Genomic DNA, 17,575 nt, shown 5'->3' with positions numbered 1-17,575 from the left:
TTTGGAGTAAGTAATGAGCAACACGCAACGCAAGATTAAATGGGGCATCGCTGGATTAGGTAACATCGCTAACCGCTTTGCGACTGCACTCACCGAGCATTGCTCACATGGCGAGCTCTATGCGGTGTCAGCACGAGATCACTCAAGAGCCACTCTGTTTGCTGATAAATTCGGTTGCGACAAGGCTTATGGATCTTATGAAGCCATGGCTCAAGATCCAGATGTTCAAGCGGTGTACATCGCCACAGTTCATCCTTATCACAAGCCTTTAGCTGAACTGTTTCTAAGCCATAAAAAGCACGTTCTGGTAGAAAAGCCTGCTTTCACCAACCTTGGTGATTGGCTAGAGATGAAAGCCCTCGCCGAACAAAACGGTGTGATGCTGCTAGAAGCGATGAAGACCGTCGTGTTCCCTGCTTATCGTGAGCTCACGTCATTCTTAGCCAACAACAAGATTAAGATTGATTCGATAGAAGCCAGCTTTGGTAACCATCACAACTACGATCCTAAACTGTTTATCTTCAACCCGGACTTGGCTGGTGGGGCAACGCTCGATGTTGGCGTCTACGGGCTGTGGTTTTTCTACGATTTATGCCGCACGCTTGGAGTTAAACCATCTAGCCCTACAGTAGATATGTCGAGCCTTTATGAGGGTTCGAACGTTGATACCGACTCCTGCTTTCAGTTTTCCGGCGAGATCAACGCCACCATCTCGGCATCGACAGTGCGCGACCTTCCACGCGCAGCGCGATTAACTGGCCCAGATATCACCATCACGATTCAAGAGAAATGGTGGAACCCTGCCTACATCGAGGTCGAATATCAGAATGAAACCTTCATCATCGAGCACCCAATTCAAGGTAATGGGTTCGAATATCAAATCGAACACTTCTCACAGCTGGTGCTAGAGGGAAAAACGCAGTCTGATATTCTAAGCTCAAAGGTAAGTGCCCAGGTACTGGATACCATGGAAAAAGCACTCATTGATGCTGGCTACCAACATTTAACTCAACCTAACATTTAGGACTTCGAATTGGGCAACCTTAAGCGCAAGCTTGAACTGTACGAAAAGATATTTCAGGCTTTTGGGCCTGGAGTATCACGCTGCCAAGTCAGCCAATTGGCAGCATTACTGCATGTGAGTGAGCGTCACGTTCAAACTCTATTAAAAGCAATGACAGCGCAAGGCTGGATTGAATGGCAAGCCAGTTCGGGGCGCAACAAAAAGGCGCAGCTTACGTGTTTGATTGAGCCGATTGAAGCGTGTTACCAATACGCCCAAAGCCAAGCAGATTCAGGCAATATTGAGCAGGTGTTTAACACCTTAAGCTTCAATGGCCGCAACGCTGGCTCTGAGTTACAAGCCTTTCTGAGCAGCAACAATCATTCAACACAGAATGTCGCATACATTCCCTTTCACCGAGAGCTGGAGACACTCCACCCTCAGCGTGTGCTAAGACGTACTGAACGTTTCTTAGTGATGCAAATTTGCCAACGCCTCACCGTAATTCAACAAGGGAAGCTGACTGGTGACTTGGCTTATCAGTGGCAACCTAATGAAGATGCTACCGTTTGGCATTTCCAAGTTCGTAATCGTGTTCAATTCCATAACGGTCGAACGCTTGAAGTCCAAGACATAGTGCGTTGTCTCGATTCACTTTCTAAGAGCAACTTCTGGCGTCGTTGCTACCAACATATTGTTGAAGTATCGGCTGTCACTGGCGATGTGATAAAAGTGACTCTGAGCGAGCCTGATTGGCATTTGCCTCGATTACTGGCTAGAGCTGAGGCTTCGATATTTGAGCACACATCAGAAGATAAGCTAATTGGCTCAGGCGCTTTCGCGTTGGAGATTATCTCAAGCAAGATGCTGAGGTTAAACCGTAACAGTGCCTATTCACACAGCGCACCTATTCTCAATCGAGTCGAGCTTTGGGTTTATCCTGAATGGTCACAAACTAAGGCATGTGCGCAAAACCAAGTGTGCGTCAAAATGCCAGAGAAAACGGTCACGGTAAGTGGAGCGAGCAATTCAGTTCTACAGAATTGCGGTTCAACCTTCTTTAAGATTCAAAACCCAAAGCTGTCGAAAACCACTCGTGAGTTCACTGTTGAGGACACCTCTGAATGCCAAGCGCTTTTCAAGCAATTGTCTGTATCTGGCGATCAAAAAACCAATGTCGAACACGGGCACTACACGGCGACCAAAGACATCGCGCTGTGCAGCATTATTGATGAAAACGACACCTTCTCTTCATGGTTGAGCTTCTTTACTCGTTTCCCTTTTGAAGACTTATCGTTAGCCGCAGAGAGGCTAAATACGATTGGGCAAGGGATCACCTCAATTCGACGCGAGCCAGACATCGATCGAGCAATGAATAGGCTGTTAGAACTTAGACATTGGCTAGATGAAACCGGGATTGTGGTTGAGCTCAAACAGGAGGCATTTAACTTGGAGGTATCAGAAAAGATACAAGGAGCTCAAGTGAATGGATTCGGTTGGTGCGATCTCGAAAAGGTATGGATTAGTCATATCTGAACCACTCCTTGATAGAGATAAATCATTAGGCACAAAGACTTATCTTTAACACTCCTCTGCCAATAGCAAACAACGGGAGTGCTAGATTACGAGGGAACTCGACTCAAATTCAACAGACCCATTAGAAGGTAAATCATGAATCGACATCTAAAAGGCTCAATGCTGTTTCTATGTGCATTTTCATTTAACAGCATGGCAAGCACTGAATGCGATGCGCTCACAGGCTGTGAGAAGAAGTTCTGCGAGATCGAATACCAAATCAAGAAAGCGGAACAGTACGACAATCAATACAAAGTCGAGCGATTGACCACCGCACTGAAAGCTGCGAAAGAGAACTGCACCAACGAAGGTTTGAAAGACGAACTCCGTGAAAAAATCGAATCCAATGAAGAAGATTTGGCCGAGTACAGAGCCGACTTAGAAGAAGCTAAACAAGACGACAAAGCCGATAAGGTCCAAAAGTACCAACATAAAATCGACAAGGAACTGCGCAAGATCGATAGCTTAAAGCAGGAGCTGGCTGAAATCCCCTAAACCGCTGTTGCGATCAATTCAAAACAAAATACAGTCAACTCAAAACTAAAATGGTCTTACTGATTCGTAAGACCATTTACAGTCTACTGCTGAAAAACAGTATCCAGAATAAACACGACTAATCCCTAGCTCCTTGGTCACGAAGCCCTAAGCCACTAGCTTATCCTGCCAATGCTAATTCGGACTCTTGATAGATGCGGTTAGCCACTTTGAATGCCGCTGGTGACATCAATGTTTCTTTGCATCGAGCTTTAAACTGCTCAATATCAATCGCCTGCTCTTCCAATAAGTATTTCAACTCGCTTAGGTAGTTAGCCTCAAACACGGCTTGGCCAAGCGGTGTGCATTGGTATCGGCTCGATTCTTGGTATCCAATCACCGTCAGCACCGATTCCGGCATTTCCCAAAACTTGGCAATGGTGTAGGTCAAACGAATAGAGTAGCTGTTCATCAAACGCTTCAATGCTAACGAATTCGGTGGAACAGAAGGATCAACATGTTTAAAAGCTTCGACCATCATTTGGAAGATGATCATCTTGCCTAGATTACGAATCAAGCCAACAAAATAGGCTGTGGCTTGGTCTTCTTGAGCTTGTGACTCTTTCATCAGCTCCTTAGAAAAAGACGCGGTTTGGATGCTGTGATTCCAAATCTTCTCACCGAAATGACGCCAGTAAATGTTATTACCCGGCGTAAAGTTCTTCATGTAAGAGTTCACCACGCCTTCAATTAGCCCTTGTGAACCCATGTTTAGGAAAGCGGTCTTCAAGTCGGTAACTTGTTTTTCACTGCGCTTGTAGAAGGCGCTGTTAGCCAGTTTAATCACATCGGCAGCCATGCTTGGCTCTCGCTCAATCACCCTTAACAGTGCCTCGACATCAAACTCATCGCTCTGTAGTTCACCCATTAGTGTCGTGACAGAGGCTGGCATAACAGGCAACTCATTAAGCAGCGCTTTCGGAGAACGAATCAAACGTTCGATTTGGCAAGCCACAAAGTCGCTAAACGGGTCTGACTCTGTTCTCAGGCGTGATTCTCCAAACAGATAATCAAGAAACTCGCCATCGTGAAGGCTTATCGTTTTATCGACAATTAATGATGATGGCTGAGCAGACGAAGGCGGAACAAAGATCGAAGAGCGAGGCGTGACTTGCTCTGCTTTAACGTTTTCCTGCTCAGAGGTCCTTTGTTGGGAGATAGCTTGTTGAGAGATAGCTTGTTGGGAGACACTTTTTGAAGAATGACTTTGCTTACTTTGATTAGTAACGAAAGGGGAAAATAGTGCCTGCAATACCCTTTTAAACATCAATACGGCTCCTAGATGAATACAACATAGATCGGGATATATAACGGCGGTGATTATCGCACAGGCGACTCATAAACCATACAGTGATAAATGAATCATTAATTTTTCAGCTGTATAGGATCTGTTACTCAATGATTTGTTAAGCCAAGCCTCCAGCATTCGCCAGAAACAAAAAGAGCGAGCAAATAAAGCTTGCTCGCTCTTCCATCAATCTAAATAGTGAAGCTGACTAAAGTTAGCGCTCTGCTACTTCTAGTACGATCTTGCCGACGTGCTTTTTCTTCAAGAACTCGTCTTGTGCAGTATAGATGTCAGCCAATGGGAAAGACTCCGCGACAATCGCGCCGATTTGCTGTTTTTCAATACGATTAACCAAGTTTTGGAATACTTGCGGTTCTAAAACCGTGCAACCGAAAAAGCTAAGGTCTTTCAGGTACAGAGTACGAACATCGAGCTCGACCATCGCACCACCAATCGCCCCTGATACAGCATAACGGCCATGCGGTTTTAGGACGTCAAGAAACTCTGGCCACTTGTCGCCGGCAACCAAATCGATAACCACATGCACACTGCTTACACCTAATGCTTCCACCAAATCAGCATCACGAGCAATCACCTCATCAGCACCCAATTCAAGTAACTGTTGGTTCTTGCTTGGGCTAGTAATTGCAATCACGTATGCACCGCGCGCTTTCGCCAATTGAATCGCCGCCGAACCGACACCGCCCGATGCGCCAGAGATAAGTACGCGATCACCTTCAGCTACATTTGCGCGAGTCAGCATGTTCTCTGCCGTCGAGTAAGAACATGGGAAAGACGCTAGCTCAACATCCGACATAGTGCTGTTCACCGCATAAGCGTGTTTCGCTGCGACTTTTGTGTATTCAGCAAAGCCACCATCGCACTCAGAGCCGAAATACCATGGCTGTGGCAGATCTCGTCCGTACACTTCGGTTAAACAAGGTTCGATAAGCACACGCTCACCAATACGATCAGCAGAGACTTCATTGCCGACAGCTACGATGAAACCACACACATCAGCACCTTGAATACGAGGGAACTTTAACGCTTCACCCGACCAACTTGCGTCGTCTGAGTCATCGCTTTTTGAGTACCAGCCGATTCGTGTATTGATATCGGTATTGTTAACGCCTGCCGCCATCACTTTGATCAGCACTTCATTAGGTTCGATTTGAGGAACCGCGATATCTTCGCGGTAGCCAAGCATTTCTGCTCCGCCGTGACCCAACATCTCTACGCCTTTCATTGTCTTTGGTAGTTCGAATTTCATCGTGTTTCCTCGAGTAATTTTGTAACCATATTCTGTGCTGATGCCACCGCTTCTTCGCCCAATACTGGCCACGCGCTTAATACGCCTTCATGAAGTAAAAACAGTGGTGTCGCGAGATCATCTCGCAGGCTCTGCTTGCCTATAAGCAAACGAACTTGTTCTTTATGCTGCGTAACCGCTTGGTTGATAAGTTCATTATCTGGGAACGCAGCAATCGCATTCATCGACATGCACCCATGCGGCGCATACTCTTCTAACCATTGTTGGAGCTTGTTGAAGATATGAGTGACAGATTCCAATCCAGCCTCAGGCGACGCCTCCAATAAGAAATCGAGATAGCGTTGGTGTCGGTATTCCAACGCACCAACAATCATCGCTTCTTTTGAAGGGAAGTGTTTATACAGGGTTCTTAGGCTCACACCGCACGCGGTTTTCAACTGTGCAACGCTCGGCTCAGCAAAACCTTGTTGGCTGAACGCTACTTCAAGGCTTGCTGCAATCTGTTCTCTCAACATAGTGCTCTCTCAATACCCGACAAAGGGTAGAATGATTGTTCTACCTACAGGGTAGAACGATCACTCTACCCATGTCAACATCCTAATTTACGAATCAATAAAATGAAAAATTCCGCACTCAATAGAATGCGGAATTTATCGATATAGATGAGAGGTTTACCGTTTGAGTTAGAGTCGACTGCGTATCGTCACCAGCACAGATAACGTACCACAAAGTACCAGCACCACACCTAGATCTTGGATCATTCCTGCTAAAGCAAGCCCTGAACCAATCAAGGTGTAATACATCAAACCAAACAGTGCGCCTGCACTTCCTGCTTGAGATTGATAGCGCACCAACGCACGGCTCAATACATTAGGGATCGCAATACCAAACGCCATAACCACCAGCATCATCGGAAGCAAGAACCAGATCGTGTGTTGTGAAAAATACACACCCACCGCACCTAATGTTTGAAGGCCTGCCGCTAAGCTAATCAAAGAGATAGATGATACTTGTCGCTTCAAGAGCGCTTTGTTAACCAAGCTTCCCAACAAGGTTCCAATCCCAAGCACCACGCCGCTATAACCAAACTGCTCAATGCTGAATCCAAGCTGTAAGAAGGTAAATGAACCCAGTTGGTAATACGAAAACAATGCAATGTTGAATGACGCGACAAGCAGTGCCGATACCCAAATACCGCCGTCTTTGATCATGTGAATACTGAGTGATTTCAATTGCAACGGCTGCTTAGATTGCTGTGTTTCAGGCAGTGACCATAAGCTATGTACCAGCAAAGCTAATACCATAATAAATAAGGCAATAAACACATATTGATGCCCGCCTGCTTGGCTTAATTGACCACCTAGCAACAATCCGATGATTGGGCTAATCGACAACCCCATACCCATGTAACCAAATACCTTGGCTAGCTCTGTTCCGCCAAAAGCATCTCGAAGCATGGTTTGAGTGACGACAGAGCCAACAGCAAGTCCAAAAGCACCCATCGCTCTTGCTATCATCAACCACGTAAAACTGTCGGTTTGCATGGCAATGAGTGCTGAACAAGCGAATAATCCCATCCCCAATAACATGGTGGGACGACGTCCCCATTTATCCGCTAGCACGCCCCATACCACCACACCCACCGCAAATGCAGAGAAGTAAATCGATAGAGTTTGAGCAGCTTGTGTGTAACTGACATCAAAGGATTTCGATATTGAATCCAGAGTCGGGCTATAGATGGTTTCTGCGATTTGAGGGAACATCAACAGCAGCACCATTTGCCATAAAGAAGGTTTTGTTTTCATCATTTTTCCAAGACCAGTGAACTTGACGCGAAGTCTAGAGGAAACTAACCTTGGCTCGTTAACAACATTAAAACCAAAAACAACAAGATTGGGACAAATGGCATTAATTAGTGAGACTACCGAGTTTGATGCAGACAGTTTACCCGCGCCTGTAATTGGCATTGCCGCAGAGCTAGGCAAACATGACTCGGGCATACATCACCACGTTAAAGGGCAACTTCTGTATGCTCCGCAAGGCTGCATCACCTTGACCTTAGAAAACGCCCTTTGCATTTTACCGCCGACCAAAGCCGTGTGGATCCCGCCCTATACCAAGCACCGAGCGCAAATGACCAACGTGGTTGCCTATCGCTCGCTCTATTTCGATAGTAGTATTTACACCTGCCCAGAGGCCATTGAGATTGTCGAAGTAAACGAGCTTTTGAAAGCGCTGATCAATAAGATGGCCTTTTGGGATTGGAACATCGCACCGGAGCAAACCACCAACACCGCCAACCTATTCTGGGAAGAATTTTACAGTGCCAATCAGCATTCGTTCATCTTGCCGCTACCCACAGATCGCCGCTTTAAAAGCTTTTGTAAGCAAGTTCGAACTACTTCCTTTCTTGCCCCTGCATTATCGACATTAGCGAACTCAGTTGGCGCAAGCACCAAAACGATTACTCGATTGTTCAAAGCAGAAACAGGCATGACCTATCAAGAATGGCGACAACAGTGGCGCTTGTTTAAAGCGATTGAACTGCTCTCAGAGAACCGACAAGTCGGCGATGTGGCGCATCAGTTAGAGTTCTCATCCAACAGCGCGTTTATTGCCTTTTTCAAACAGCAAACCGGACAAACACCACTGGCTTTTAACAAGCAGGGAGCGTGATTGTTGTAATCCAAACTCTTGAGTTTGACTTAGTTCTAATACAAAAAAACCAGAACGTGGGTTCTGGTTTTATTAAGAGATATTGAGTTAATCAATCAACACCAACGAATCTAGAATACCCTTTCCGCTGTGGATCCCGCCTTCGTTTTCGCTGGCTGGCTTACTGCGGATCAAGTAGCCCGCATAACCGTCCAGTTCGGTCACTGGCTTACCTTGATAGTAAGCGGTAAATAGACCCACTTCGCTGACTAGATCTGTTACGAGTGTTTGTTGTGTGTCGCGCACTGCGATGGTCGGTACGTCACGTTCGTGTGGGTACAAGCGCTGCATCAATGCCCATGCGTCGTACTCTTCTGGCTTAAGTTGGCTCAGTTGCTCGCTGATATCGTCGCCGAATACACAGTGGCCGCCACCCTCGCCTTGGTTTTTTAACACCCATTCTTGCTTATTCGCTTGCGTGTTGAACCATTCAATCGACTCACTGGTGATTGGCTTCATATCGGCTAAAACACTCTTCACCAATTCGGCTTCTTCTAGCGTTAGACCCCAGCGTGCGTATTCTGACGCAGGCATCATGGTCAGCAGCATTTGCATGGTTTTACTGGTTGCTAGTTGTTGGCTGAATGTGGCATTCACAGCGACATGGTGTTGCTCAATGAACAAACGCGTCTGACTTAGCGTATGGCAACAAACGGATTCATTAAGCTCGGGTGCCCAGTAGTCTGAATACTGATAACCCGCTCTTAGGTACACAACATCAACAGCGCCGACATCTTGCAGCAGAAGACGTTGGTTATCGCCCGTTGAAAGCTGAGAGCTCAATTGTTCGAAAGTACGACGAACCGTGCGAACACCCTGCTTTTGTAGCTCGACTTCAAGTAAGTGCTGGTCATACACATTGTCTTCGTTCTTCTGCACCACCATCAAGAAAACTGGTTTGCCTTGCTCATTGAAGTCCGCTTTAACTTGCTTTGCAGTCGTTGCAATACCATAAGCCAACTGCGTTAAGCCTTGGTTCTCTGCAGGTGTTGCCGACGGGTCTTCTAGCCAGTTCTTATACGTTTCTGGCCATTGGTTTTGCATGTACGAGTGAAATTCTGTTGCGCGCTGACCAAAAGGCGCCATGCCTGCAGCGATACCATTGAATTCAATCACTTTTGCGCCATGTTGGCGATCGTCCATAAAATCGGTTCGCATCAATAACAATGGCTGACGAGCTGGGTTCAAGCGTTCATCCGCACAGCCATGAGCTTGTTGATGAAGTGCCATCAAGCGACCGAAAAATGGTTCGGCTTGCGCCATATCACTCAATGAGGACTGCAGAAAATCATGATCTTCCGACACGTTGCTAATCAGCTTAGTGATAAGCGGAGTCACTCGGCGCAAGTGTTCATAAACCTCACGTTCCATTGTCATTGGCGCAATACTGAAAGGGCAATGCCTAGCGGTATTATCTGACTGGCGGAACGCAACGCCGTGCATGATCGCCCACTCACACGCGTCTTCAATAATCTGTTGTGATAATGGTGGAATTGTCATATCTCATCTTACAAATAAAAATAGCACCCAGAATAAGACGAAGCTTAATCCCAAAAGACGAAATAAAGTGAAACTTTTTATCAAATAATTACGTTTGTTCTTTATTTCAAGGGCTTATATACCTGAAACATCTCAGCTATCGAGTCTGTTCGATGATCAAATCACGTAACCATTTATGGCTCGGTTCTGAGTCGAAATATTTATGCCATAACAAGAACAAGCCTCCTGGCACTAAATCGACCGGAACGGGCTTCATCACCAACTCACCGCTATCAATGTAATCGCGTACCGAGTTGTATGGATAACACATCAACAAATCACTTTGCTTACACAGCTTAATAGCGCTGGTGATGTCTGACACGTTAGCGGCTTTGTTGATTTCAAGCTGCTTAGAATTCAGCACTTCCATCAATAGCCAGTCGCCCGCTCCGCCCGTCACCAACTGTATGTGTCGATACTTCAAGAAGGTGTCAAGGTTCCACTCTTCTTGCAAGGCTGGATGGTCATTTCGCATCAAACACACGGAATAATCCAAACATAGCTCAACGTAATCCAACTCATCAGGGATACATTGCACGTGGGTAGAAGCACGTTCATCCAACTCGAAAATACCGATACCAAAATCAACTTCACGCTTTAATAAACGTTTAAAGCTGTCACTACTCCACGTTGAACTGTTGATAGTAATGTGCGGCGCATCGGCAAGCGCTGTCGGCATAAAGTGCGGATAAATCGCCGTGTAGGCAGTTTCGACAAGGTCTATAGTGAAGGTACGCTCACTGTCTTTAGGATCGAAAACTTCGGGAACGGTCAGCTTTTCGATCTGCAGCAAGATTTGGTGGATCTTAGGCGCTAATGCCAGTGCTTTAGGGGTTGGGAATAGCCCCTTGGATTCGCGCTCAAACAGCGGATCATCAAACAACGCTCTGAGTTTGGTGAGCTGTTTACTTACCGCAGACTGGCTCAAAAAGAGTCGCTCTGCCGTTTTACTCACGCTTCGCTCTTCAATCAGAACGTGTAAGCAAAGCAGCAAATTCATATCGCATTTAAGTAAGCTTTTAACATCTACCATGATATTCCCTAAATTCAGGTTAATGATGATTAATTGTCACTTTAAATCATATCATGGTCTTGGTAAATTTAGCGCATGTGAGTTAACACGCTCAAAGAATAATAGAATTAAGGAATACTCATGGATTTTCTAGCACTACCAAAGATTGATTTACACTGCCACCTAGACGGAAGTGTTCGCCCAGATACGATTATTGACCTAGCAAAACAGTACAATATCGAACTACCTGAAGATCGCGATGCGGTTGTTCAATCTCTAACTGTGCCAGAAGATTGCAAAAACCTAGATGAGTACCTAGCTTGTTTCAGCCTGCCACTGCAAGTCATGCAGACTGAAGAAGCAATTGAACGTATCTCTTTTGAGCTTTACGAAGACGCGGCACTAGAAAACGTTAAGTACCTAGAAGTTCGCTTTGCGCCAATCCTGCACGTAAACAAAGGTCTGTCTCTTGATACAATCATTGCAAGCGCAGTAAAAGGCATGAAGCGTGCTGAAGAGAAATACGACATCAAGGGCAACTACATCATGTCTGTACTGCGAATGTTCCCTAAAGACTCTATCAAAGACGTAATCGACGCAGGCAAACCTTACCTTGGTAAAGGTGTTGTTGCGTTTGATATCGCCGGTGGTGAAAAGCCTGGTTTCTGCGCTGAATTCCCTGAATACACGCAATATGCTATCGAACAAGGCTACCGTGTGACAGTTCACGCTGGTGAGCAATGGCATGGTCAGAACGTTTACGATGCAGTCACTATGCTAGACGCTGAGCGTATCGGTCACGGTGTTCACATCCAAGGCAACGAAGATGCGTACAACATCGTTAAAGAGAAGCAGGTTGCACTAGAGACTTGCCCAACAAGTAACGTTCAAACTAAATGTATCCACCAATTCAGCGACCACCCAATTGCTGAATTCAAAAAAGATGGCATCGTTGTAACAATCAACACAGACAACCGCACTGTGTCGAACACAACCATGACTAACGAAGTGAAGCGTGTTTGTGAAACATTCGGCCTAACAAAAGAAGATTACGCTGAAATCTACAAGTACTCTGTAGAGAGCGCATTTGCTTCAGATGAAGTGAAACAACACCTAATGGGTTTCGTTGAGCAAATCTAATTTGGCAAAGTGCGCCTACTGCTGAATTGCTAGGTTCACTTGGCATTAGTGCTTAAAGGCACAAAATAGGAAGAGAAAGGCTGAGGCTTTTCTCTTTTTTTATGTCTGTATATCCGTATGCTAATACCGATATTGATTCGGAAGATATAAACAATGAAAACAGAACTCGAAAAAATGCTGTCTGGCGAAGTTTTTGACGGTGCCGATCATGAGATTGACCAAATGCGCACTCATACCAGTAAAGCTCTGTCAGATTTCAATCAATGTTCCGACGACACTCAACAACCAAGCCTTCAAGCAACTCTATTTGGCAAAATCGGCAGCAGTGTTGTGCGTCCTCCTTTCCATTGTGAGTTTGGTAAAACCATCGAGATTGGTGACGATACCTTTATTAACATGAACGTGGTGATGCTTGATGGCGCGAACATCAAGATTGGTAATAATGTTTTGGTGGGGCCAAGCGTTCAGTTTTACACCGCCTCTCACTCTCTAGACCATCTAAGTCGTCGTAAATGGGAAACCTTCTGCTTTCCAATTATTGTTGAAGACGATGTATGGATTGGCGGAAACTCAGTCATCAACCAAGATGTCACTATTGGTGCTCGCTCTGTTATCGCGGCTAACTCTGTGGTCAACAGCGACGTACCACCAGACTGCCTGTACGGTGGCACACCAGCTAAGCTGATTCAATACCTGAATACTGATCAGCCAAGTGACGACAACGAATAAACATGAAGCAACAAACCAAAAATGAATAACAAAAGAGGTGATGTTTTTAATTCAACATCACCTCTTTTTTGATTAGTTTACCGTGTCTCTTCTATCGAATGGGCTTCGTTCCATGGCTTTTTCATACTCACTTTTCGGGCCACTCAAATACGTAGTTTTGACGAACTTTTCCCAATCATAAAACAGAGATTCTATTGGCTGGTCGGTAAGCTGTGAGGGATCCCCATTGCTCTTAATGAGATCAACAAACGCCTCTTCTCCCCATGAACGTTCAATAAACTCACCGACCGTATAGCCAAGCTCATAAACAGCCGAGGTGCTGTTTGGCTTGTTGTATAAGTCCTGAGCCAGACCGTCGAAACGGCGACTAATGGCATGTCTGTTACTCATGTGAAACCAATAATCTTCAGACTTATAGATAGCGATAGCTTCCCACAACCACCGTGGATTATTTGCAAAATTCGGATTCACTTGCAGAGTCAACAAATGTACAAACTCATGTAGAGCGGTTTTATGAATTTCACCACCAAAATAGAGCAACCTAATCTCATTACTCTTAGGTTCGATATACCCAGTAGAGAACGCATATCGATGCCCGATGCTTCTTTCTTGCTCGTCTAAATAGGCCTTTTGGTTTCGCCACACTCTAACGGTAACTGGCGGCATTGAATCAAGCTCGAACGTTTTCATTAAGGGAGTGCGGTTAATCAATAAGGTATTATGGATGCTTGGAATAACTGAGGGCGATGTTCCATCGTAAAGAACATACTTGAACGGTCCTTTGTCTGATTCGTAGCAATCATCACATGCTTGAACACCACGAATTTGAAGCGCAACAGCCACCACTAAAACCAGTATCGATATTGCTAAAATCGAGAACGTAACGATTAACTTAGATGGGTATCTTTTCATTTTCTATATCCTCAAACGAAGACATGATTCGAATGAGTGTCACTGTTTCAAATTGACACCCAGAGCGTTTAAGCTATTTTCGCACTGCACTGCATCGATAAACTGAATACCAGCCATGCCTACAGCCTTAGCCCCTTCAACGTTATAGGGCATATCATCGATGAAGACAGTTTCTGAAGCTTCAAGACCATTATTAGACAGCAGCGCTTGGTAAATCTCAGGCTGCGGTTTAAGCATGCCCAATTCAGCGGATACCGCCGCACCATCAAACAGCGGCCAAAATTCATAGGTTGATTTTAGGTATTCAACAATCTCGACCACGTTGTCAGTAAGTGCATACACACCATAACCAGCACGCTTTACACGCTCGATAAGATCGACAGAACCATGCAGTAAAATCTGCGTTTGTTTAACGTAATAGAACAGGCGATCACACTCTAATGGAGATAAATTGAGTTCTTGTTGATAGCGGAGCTTAGCCTCATTTTCGGTCAAAAAGCCTTTGTTCAAATCTAACCAAATAGTACTTTGAAAAATCGAACGCGCTCGGGCTTCAGGGTCGGTGATACTTCCAAACGTTAGTTGAGTAATTTCCAATGGCGACCAACGCACAATCACATTACCCACATCAAACACGACATTTTTGATTTGATTCGAACTCATAACCTACTCCTCAATTAGTCACATAAAATAGCAACAACACAAACATTAAATGCCGCATCTTAAAGTTCATAATCTTGTTTTACAAAATGAGGACTGAAATCACAATATGTCGCCGAGCAGGCACAAAAAAGACCATCGTAAAGATGGCCTTTTTCAGTATTCGTAAGCTTATTTTATTAACACAAATCAGCATCAGACGAGATAATCGTGGGTGCGCCTGCAGAAGCATTTGAACGGTAAATCACGACGCAGGTTTCATCTTCAGACGCGTTAGCAAATGAATAGACGATGACTTCGTTTGGTTCTGATTCAGTATGTAAACCAAGCTGCTTCCAGTCACTATCATCACCGAGCAGTCCTTGTACTGCCGTTCCAATACCAGTCTCTGAGGCTGTTGGATAACCATAGTCAGTCACAACACCTTCCACTAAGGTACTTTGACCATCCGACACTGGAAGGTTTTCAACCCCTGCGACTGCTGCCTTACCATAAACAATCGAAGCTGCGCCTTCCATTGACGCTTTAAGGCCTTCTAATGCCGCAGCTCTAGCATCAGATTGAAGACCTAAGAACCTGGGTGCCGCAATCACAGAAAGAATGCCAAGTACGACAACGACGGCGACAAGTTCAATTAGAGTAAAGCCACTTGTTCTTCTCATCTTAAAAATCTCATATTCTTTATGGAACGGGAGGCAGTATATATTCAAGCTTGATTAAATGATACCGTCAATCATTCCTATTACTTGATTTTCTTCTACCCTTTTGCCATTGATAAGGTGTGATCCCGTTTACTCGCTTGAACGCCCTAATGAATTGCGAAGCGTCGGCATAACCTAAATGAAGCGCAACATCAGATATTGAATAACCTTGCTGCGAGATCACCCGCTTCGCGAACTCGATGACTAAGGATTCTTTGATCGCCTTGTAAGTGGTTTCTTCTTTTTTCAACGCTCTCTGGACGGTGCGTTTTCCAATCTCATTCAAAGCACAAAATGTGTCTAAGTCGATGTCCATTCGACCAATGTAGGGCGACAATGTCTCAGCAACCTTACGTGCATCAGTCATGGGTTTGGCTTTGGCTTTAACGACACCAAGCACACCAACCGTATCGAACGGTGCGTATTGAATGCACGTTTGCTCTTGCCCAAGGTATTGAGGAGTTTCGGTTTGGATTTTTAACTCGCTTAACGCCTGCGAGTTGGCTGCCTTCAAATCATATCGAATAGGTTTACCAAGCTCTGCATAGTGAGCCTGTAAGTAAGCGTGAGTATAAGCGATAAGAAACAACTCAGATTCTACACGACTAGCAGACTGCATTGACGTCTCGAATGAGACAAATAATCCTTCCTTACTTTGCTCCACAGACAGCTTTTCAATGGGGAAAGTATCAAGGAAATCTTGCATCGAAATAGCAGAGAATCGAAGTTCTTTGGCTGCTTGATTGGTGCTCTCTAACAGCACAGTAATGAACTCATTCGGACTCAGGTTAGCCCTAAGGCGCTGTAGGAAAAGAAGTATCCTGGGACTCCATTTGTTTATACACACTCAGTGCCTGCTGGGCTTTATAAGAGTGAACCCGATGCTACGCCACAAGGTTGTTACCGTGCCATACCAGATGATGAAGCGATACGCGCTGCTAAATCAGGTGGCTACGTTGCCCCGACCTTTACCGAGTGGATGATGGACGGTATTTGGCCTGAAGATATATCTCCTGTTCAAGCTGCGGATATGATCGATTACTACGTGAAATTGGTAGGCGTCGACTACGTGGGCATCGCGACAGACGATATGTTCTCTGGATTTCGCCACCAAGAACGCGAAAATGTACGACGATGGCGGCTACATGATTGAGGCGTTCAACAAAGGCGCTACCGGTAATGGTGAACTGTCGAAGATCCTTGCTGCCATCACCGACGAACTTTGGAAACGCGGTTACAGCAACGATGATCTAGCCAAGATCTACGGCGGCAACAAGATGCGAGTTTACGCTCAAGTATCTGAAGGCGCAGACCCTGACGAATTCCAAAAAGAGTATGCAAAACGCCTTAAAGCGCTCACCAAGTTGAGAAATGAAAACTTGACGATGTAGCTTGTTAGCCGAGTCAATTTCTAACGAGCACAATAGACATGAAGCACGCCGATAGTGGCGTGCTTTTTTATCTCTATATAACTCCAATTACGTGCATCGCGCCTCTCAATTACCATCCCCCACATAACCTTATATGTTATAATTACTAGCTATTCAGAGCGTGCTGAATCCTTGATTTAGTTCACTATTCTTTAGCCACAGTGAATACACTTTAACGTTATCGAACTATGAAAAAATACGAATTAGTTGTCCAAGATATTGTGAGTAAAATCTGTCAAAACAGTATCAGCCATAAGCTTCCAGCAGAAAGAGAACTCTCTGAAATATATGGGTTATCTCGATTTACTATTCGAAAAGCACTAGCAAAGCTAGAAGCCATTGGCATGGTGACATCTAAGGTAGGTTCGGGCTACTTCGTCAACACCGCTCTGATTGGTACTCCTCTCGTGTACAACTCGATCACGGAGAATAGCTTTGAAGAAATCTCTTACAAAAAGATTCAGTTAAACAAAGCATTACCCGACAATCACGAGCAGCAGATTTTTTCCTTAAACGACAACGAATATATTTGGAAAATTAGGCGTCTTCGATTGATCAACAATAAAGTGGTTCAAATCGAAGAAGCCAAAATACCCGTTAGCGTATTTCCGGAAATGAATGCTGAGATCATAGAGAGCTCAATTCAAAAGCATGCTTTATCAAAAGGGCTGCAGATCGACAGCTATTTAACGACTTATCAAGCCATCAATGTTTCTAAAGAAGATGCTGAACTGCTTGGCTGTAAAAAGAATGCGGCAGCGATGAACATCACCAACCGAGGTTTCTTAGCATCGGGCGAACTGTTTATCGTCAGCGATATCATCGACATTAATTACCAATGTACGTATCACACGCCTTTTAACAGTGAAAGCATGAGTTACCGAGATAAGAAGTAATCTTTCAATTATATTTATAAACATTTAATTGCTTTATGGATTAACCACTAATATTAGTTAACTTTTAATGTCATTAATTTAATGGTACTAAGAATATAGTCATTGATATTACGCAATGCTTGGTAAAGAGATTAAATAAAGAATGGCCGCTTATAGCGACCATTGGATATT

General features: G+C 44.8%; 17 protein-coding genes and 1 pseudogene. 8 read left to right on the top strand and 10 right to left on the bottom strand.

The window, feature by feature from the left end; all coding sequences use genetic code 11:
• Positions 1-13 precede the first annotated feature (13 nt).
• The 3 genes from OCV12_RS18260 (at position 14) to OCV12_RS18250 (ending at position 3,073) form a co-directional block, all read left to right on the top strand.
• Positions 14-1,024, top strand: coding sequence for a Gfo/Idh/MocA family protein (locus OCV12_RS18260; protein WP_261886807.1), 1,011 nt, complete (start codon positions 14-16; stop codon positions 1,022-1,024).
• A 9-nt stretch (positions 1,025-1,033) separates the two neighbouring features.
• Positions 1,034-2,539 (top strand): SgrR family transcriptional regulator, encoded by a 1,506-nt coding sequence (locus tag OCV12_RS18255; protein WP_261886806.1) that lies wholly within the window; start codon positions 1,034-1,036, stop codon positions 2,537-2,539.
• Between the two features lie 135 nt (positions 2,540-2,674).
• A complete protein-coding gene (locus OCV12_RS18250) occupies positions 2,675-3,073 on the top strand; it encodes a DUF1090 domain-containing protein (protein ID WP_261886805.1) in 399 nt (132 codons plus the stop codon).
• Positions 3,074-3,233: 160 nt separating this feature from the next.
• Here the strand turns inward: OCV12_RS18250 and OCV12_RS18245 are convergent, their stop codons facing one another.
• The 4 genes from OCV12_RS18245 to OCV12_RS18230 form a co-directional block, all read right to left on the bottom strand.
• A complete protein-coding gene (locus OCV12_RS18245; protein ID WP_261886804.1) occupies positions 3,234-4,379 on the bottom strand; it encodes an HDOD domain-containing protein in 1,146 nt (381 codons plus the stop codon).
• Positions 4,380-4,614: 235 nt separating this feature from the next.
• On the bottom strand, positions 4,615-5,670 hold the full coding sequence (locus OCV12_RS18240; protein ID WP_261886803.1) for an alcohol dehydrogenase family protein: 1,056 nt from the start codon (positions 5,668-5,670) through the stop codon (positions 4,615-4,617).
• On the bottom strand, positions 5,667-6,185 hold the full coding sequence (locus tag OCV12_RS18235; RefSeq protein WP_261886802.1) for a TetR/AcrR family transcriptional regulator: 519 nt from the start codon (positions 6,183-6,185) through the stop codon (positions 5,667-5,669). The genes OCV12_RS18240 and OCV12_RS18235 overlap by 4 nt, the downstream gene beginning before the upstream one ends.
• 168 nt (positions 6,186-6,353) lie before the next feature.
• Positions 6,354-7,475, bottom strand: coding sequence for a multidrug effflux MFS transporter (locus OCV12_RS18230; RefSeq protein WP_261886801.1), 1,122 nt, complete (start codon positions 7,473-7,475; stop codon positions 6,354-6,356).
• Between the two features lie 97 nt (positions 7,476-7,572).
• Between OCV12_RS18230 and OCV12_RS18225 the strand changes: the two genes are divergently transcribed.
• A complete protein-coding gene (locus OCV12_RS18225) occupies positions 7,573-8,346 on the top strand; it encodes an AraC family transcriptional regulator (RefSeq protein WP_261886800.1) in 774 nt (257 codons plus the stop codon).
• Positions 8,347-8,433: 87 nt separating this feature from the next.
• On the opposite strand, the gene OCV12_RS18220 is transcribed toward OCV12_RS18225, so the two are convergent.
• Both OCV12_RS18220 and OCV12_RS18215 read right to left on the bottom strand, forming a co-directional pair.
• Positions 8,434-9,885: a glutathione synthase gene (locus OCV12_RS18220; protein WP_261886799.1), complete on the bottom strand. Its 1,452-nt coding sequence runs from the start codon at positions 9,883-9,885 to the stop codon at positions 8,434-8,436.
• Positions 9,886-10,021: 136 nt separating this feature from the next.
• Complete coding sequence (locus OCV12_RS18215) at positions 10,022-10,957, bottom strand: LysR substrate-binding domain-containing protein (RefSeq protein WP_017098499.1); 936 nt, start codon at positions 10,955-10,957, stop codon at positions 10,022-10,024.
• A 120-nt stretch (positions 10,958-11,077) separates the two neighbouring features.
• Here OCV12_RS18215 and add point away from each other — a divergent pair, with 120 nt between their 5' ends.
• On the top strand, positions 11,078-12,076 hold the full coding sequence (gene add / locus OCV12_RS18210) for an adenosine deaminase (RefSeq protein ID WP_017631457.1): 999 nt from the start codon (positions 11,078-11,080) through the stop codon (positions 12,074-12,076).
• 153 nt (positions 12,077-12,229) lie between these two features.
• Entirely contained in the window at positions 12,230-12,805 is a 576-nt protein-coding gene (locus OCV12_RS18205; protein WP_261886798.1) for a sugar O-acetyltransferase, read from the top strand.
• A gap of 72 nt (positions 12,806-12,877) precedes the next feature.
• Here the strand turns inward: OCV12_RS18205 and OCV12_RS18200 are convergent, their stop codons facing one another.
• From OCV12_RS18200 to OCV12_RS18185, 4 genes are all read right to left on the bottom strand, one after another.
• Positions 12,878-13,717: a hypothetical protein gene (locus tag OCV12_RS18200; RefSeq protein WP_261886797.1), complete on the bottom strand. Its 840-nt coding sequence runs from the start codon at positions 13,715-13,717 to the stop codon at positions 12,878-12,880.
• Between the two features lie 39 nt (positions 13,718-13,756).
• The gene (locus tag OCV12_RS18195; RefSeq protein ID WP_261886796.1) at positions 13,757-14,380 is read right to left on the bottom strand and encodes an HAD family hydrolase; all 624 of its coding nucleotides are present in this window, start codon (positions 14,378-14,380) and stop codon (positions 13,757-13,759) included.
• A gap of 176 nt (positions 14,381-14,556) precedes the next feature.
• Positions 14,557-15,039, bottom strand: coding sequence for a type II secretion system protein (locus OCV12_RS18190; RefSeq protein WP_261886795.1), 483 nt, complete (start codon positions 15,037-15,039; stop codon positions 14,557-14,559).
• Between the two features lie 67 nt (positions 15,040-15,106).
• The gene (locus tag OCV12_RS18185) at positions 15,107-15,841 is read right to left on the bottom strand and encodes a helix-turn-helix domain-containing protein (protein WP_239847553.1); all 735 of its coding nucleotides are present in this window, start codon (positions 15,839-15,841) and stop codon (positions 15,107-15,109) included.
• A 45-nt stretch (positions 15,842-15,886) separates the two neighbouring features.
• Between OCV12_RS18185 and OCV12_RS24945 the strand changes: the two are divergent.
• Positions 15,887-16,469: pseudogene (locus OCV12_RS24945) on the top strand (membrane dipeptidase); the annotation flags it as partial.
• Positions 16,470-16,696: 227 nt separating this feature from the next.
• Complete coding sequence (locus tag OCV12_RS18170) at positions 16,697-17,404, top strand: GntR family transcriptional regulator (RefSeq protein ID WP_017631450.1); 708 nt, start codon at positions 16,697-16,699, stop codon at positions 17,402-17,404.
• The last annotated feature ends 171 nt before the right edge of the window (positions 17,405-17,575 follow it).

This window comes from Vibrio pomeroyi (assembly GCF_024347595.1).
Taxonomy (GTDB): Bacteria; Pseudomonadota; Gammaproteobacteria; order Enterobacterales; family Vibrionaceae; genus Vibrio; species Vibrio pomeroyi.
Note: the sequence above shows the minus strand (reverse complement) of the source record. Positions and strands in the feature narration are given on the sequence as shown.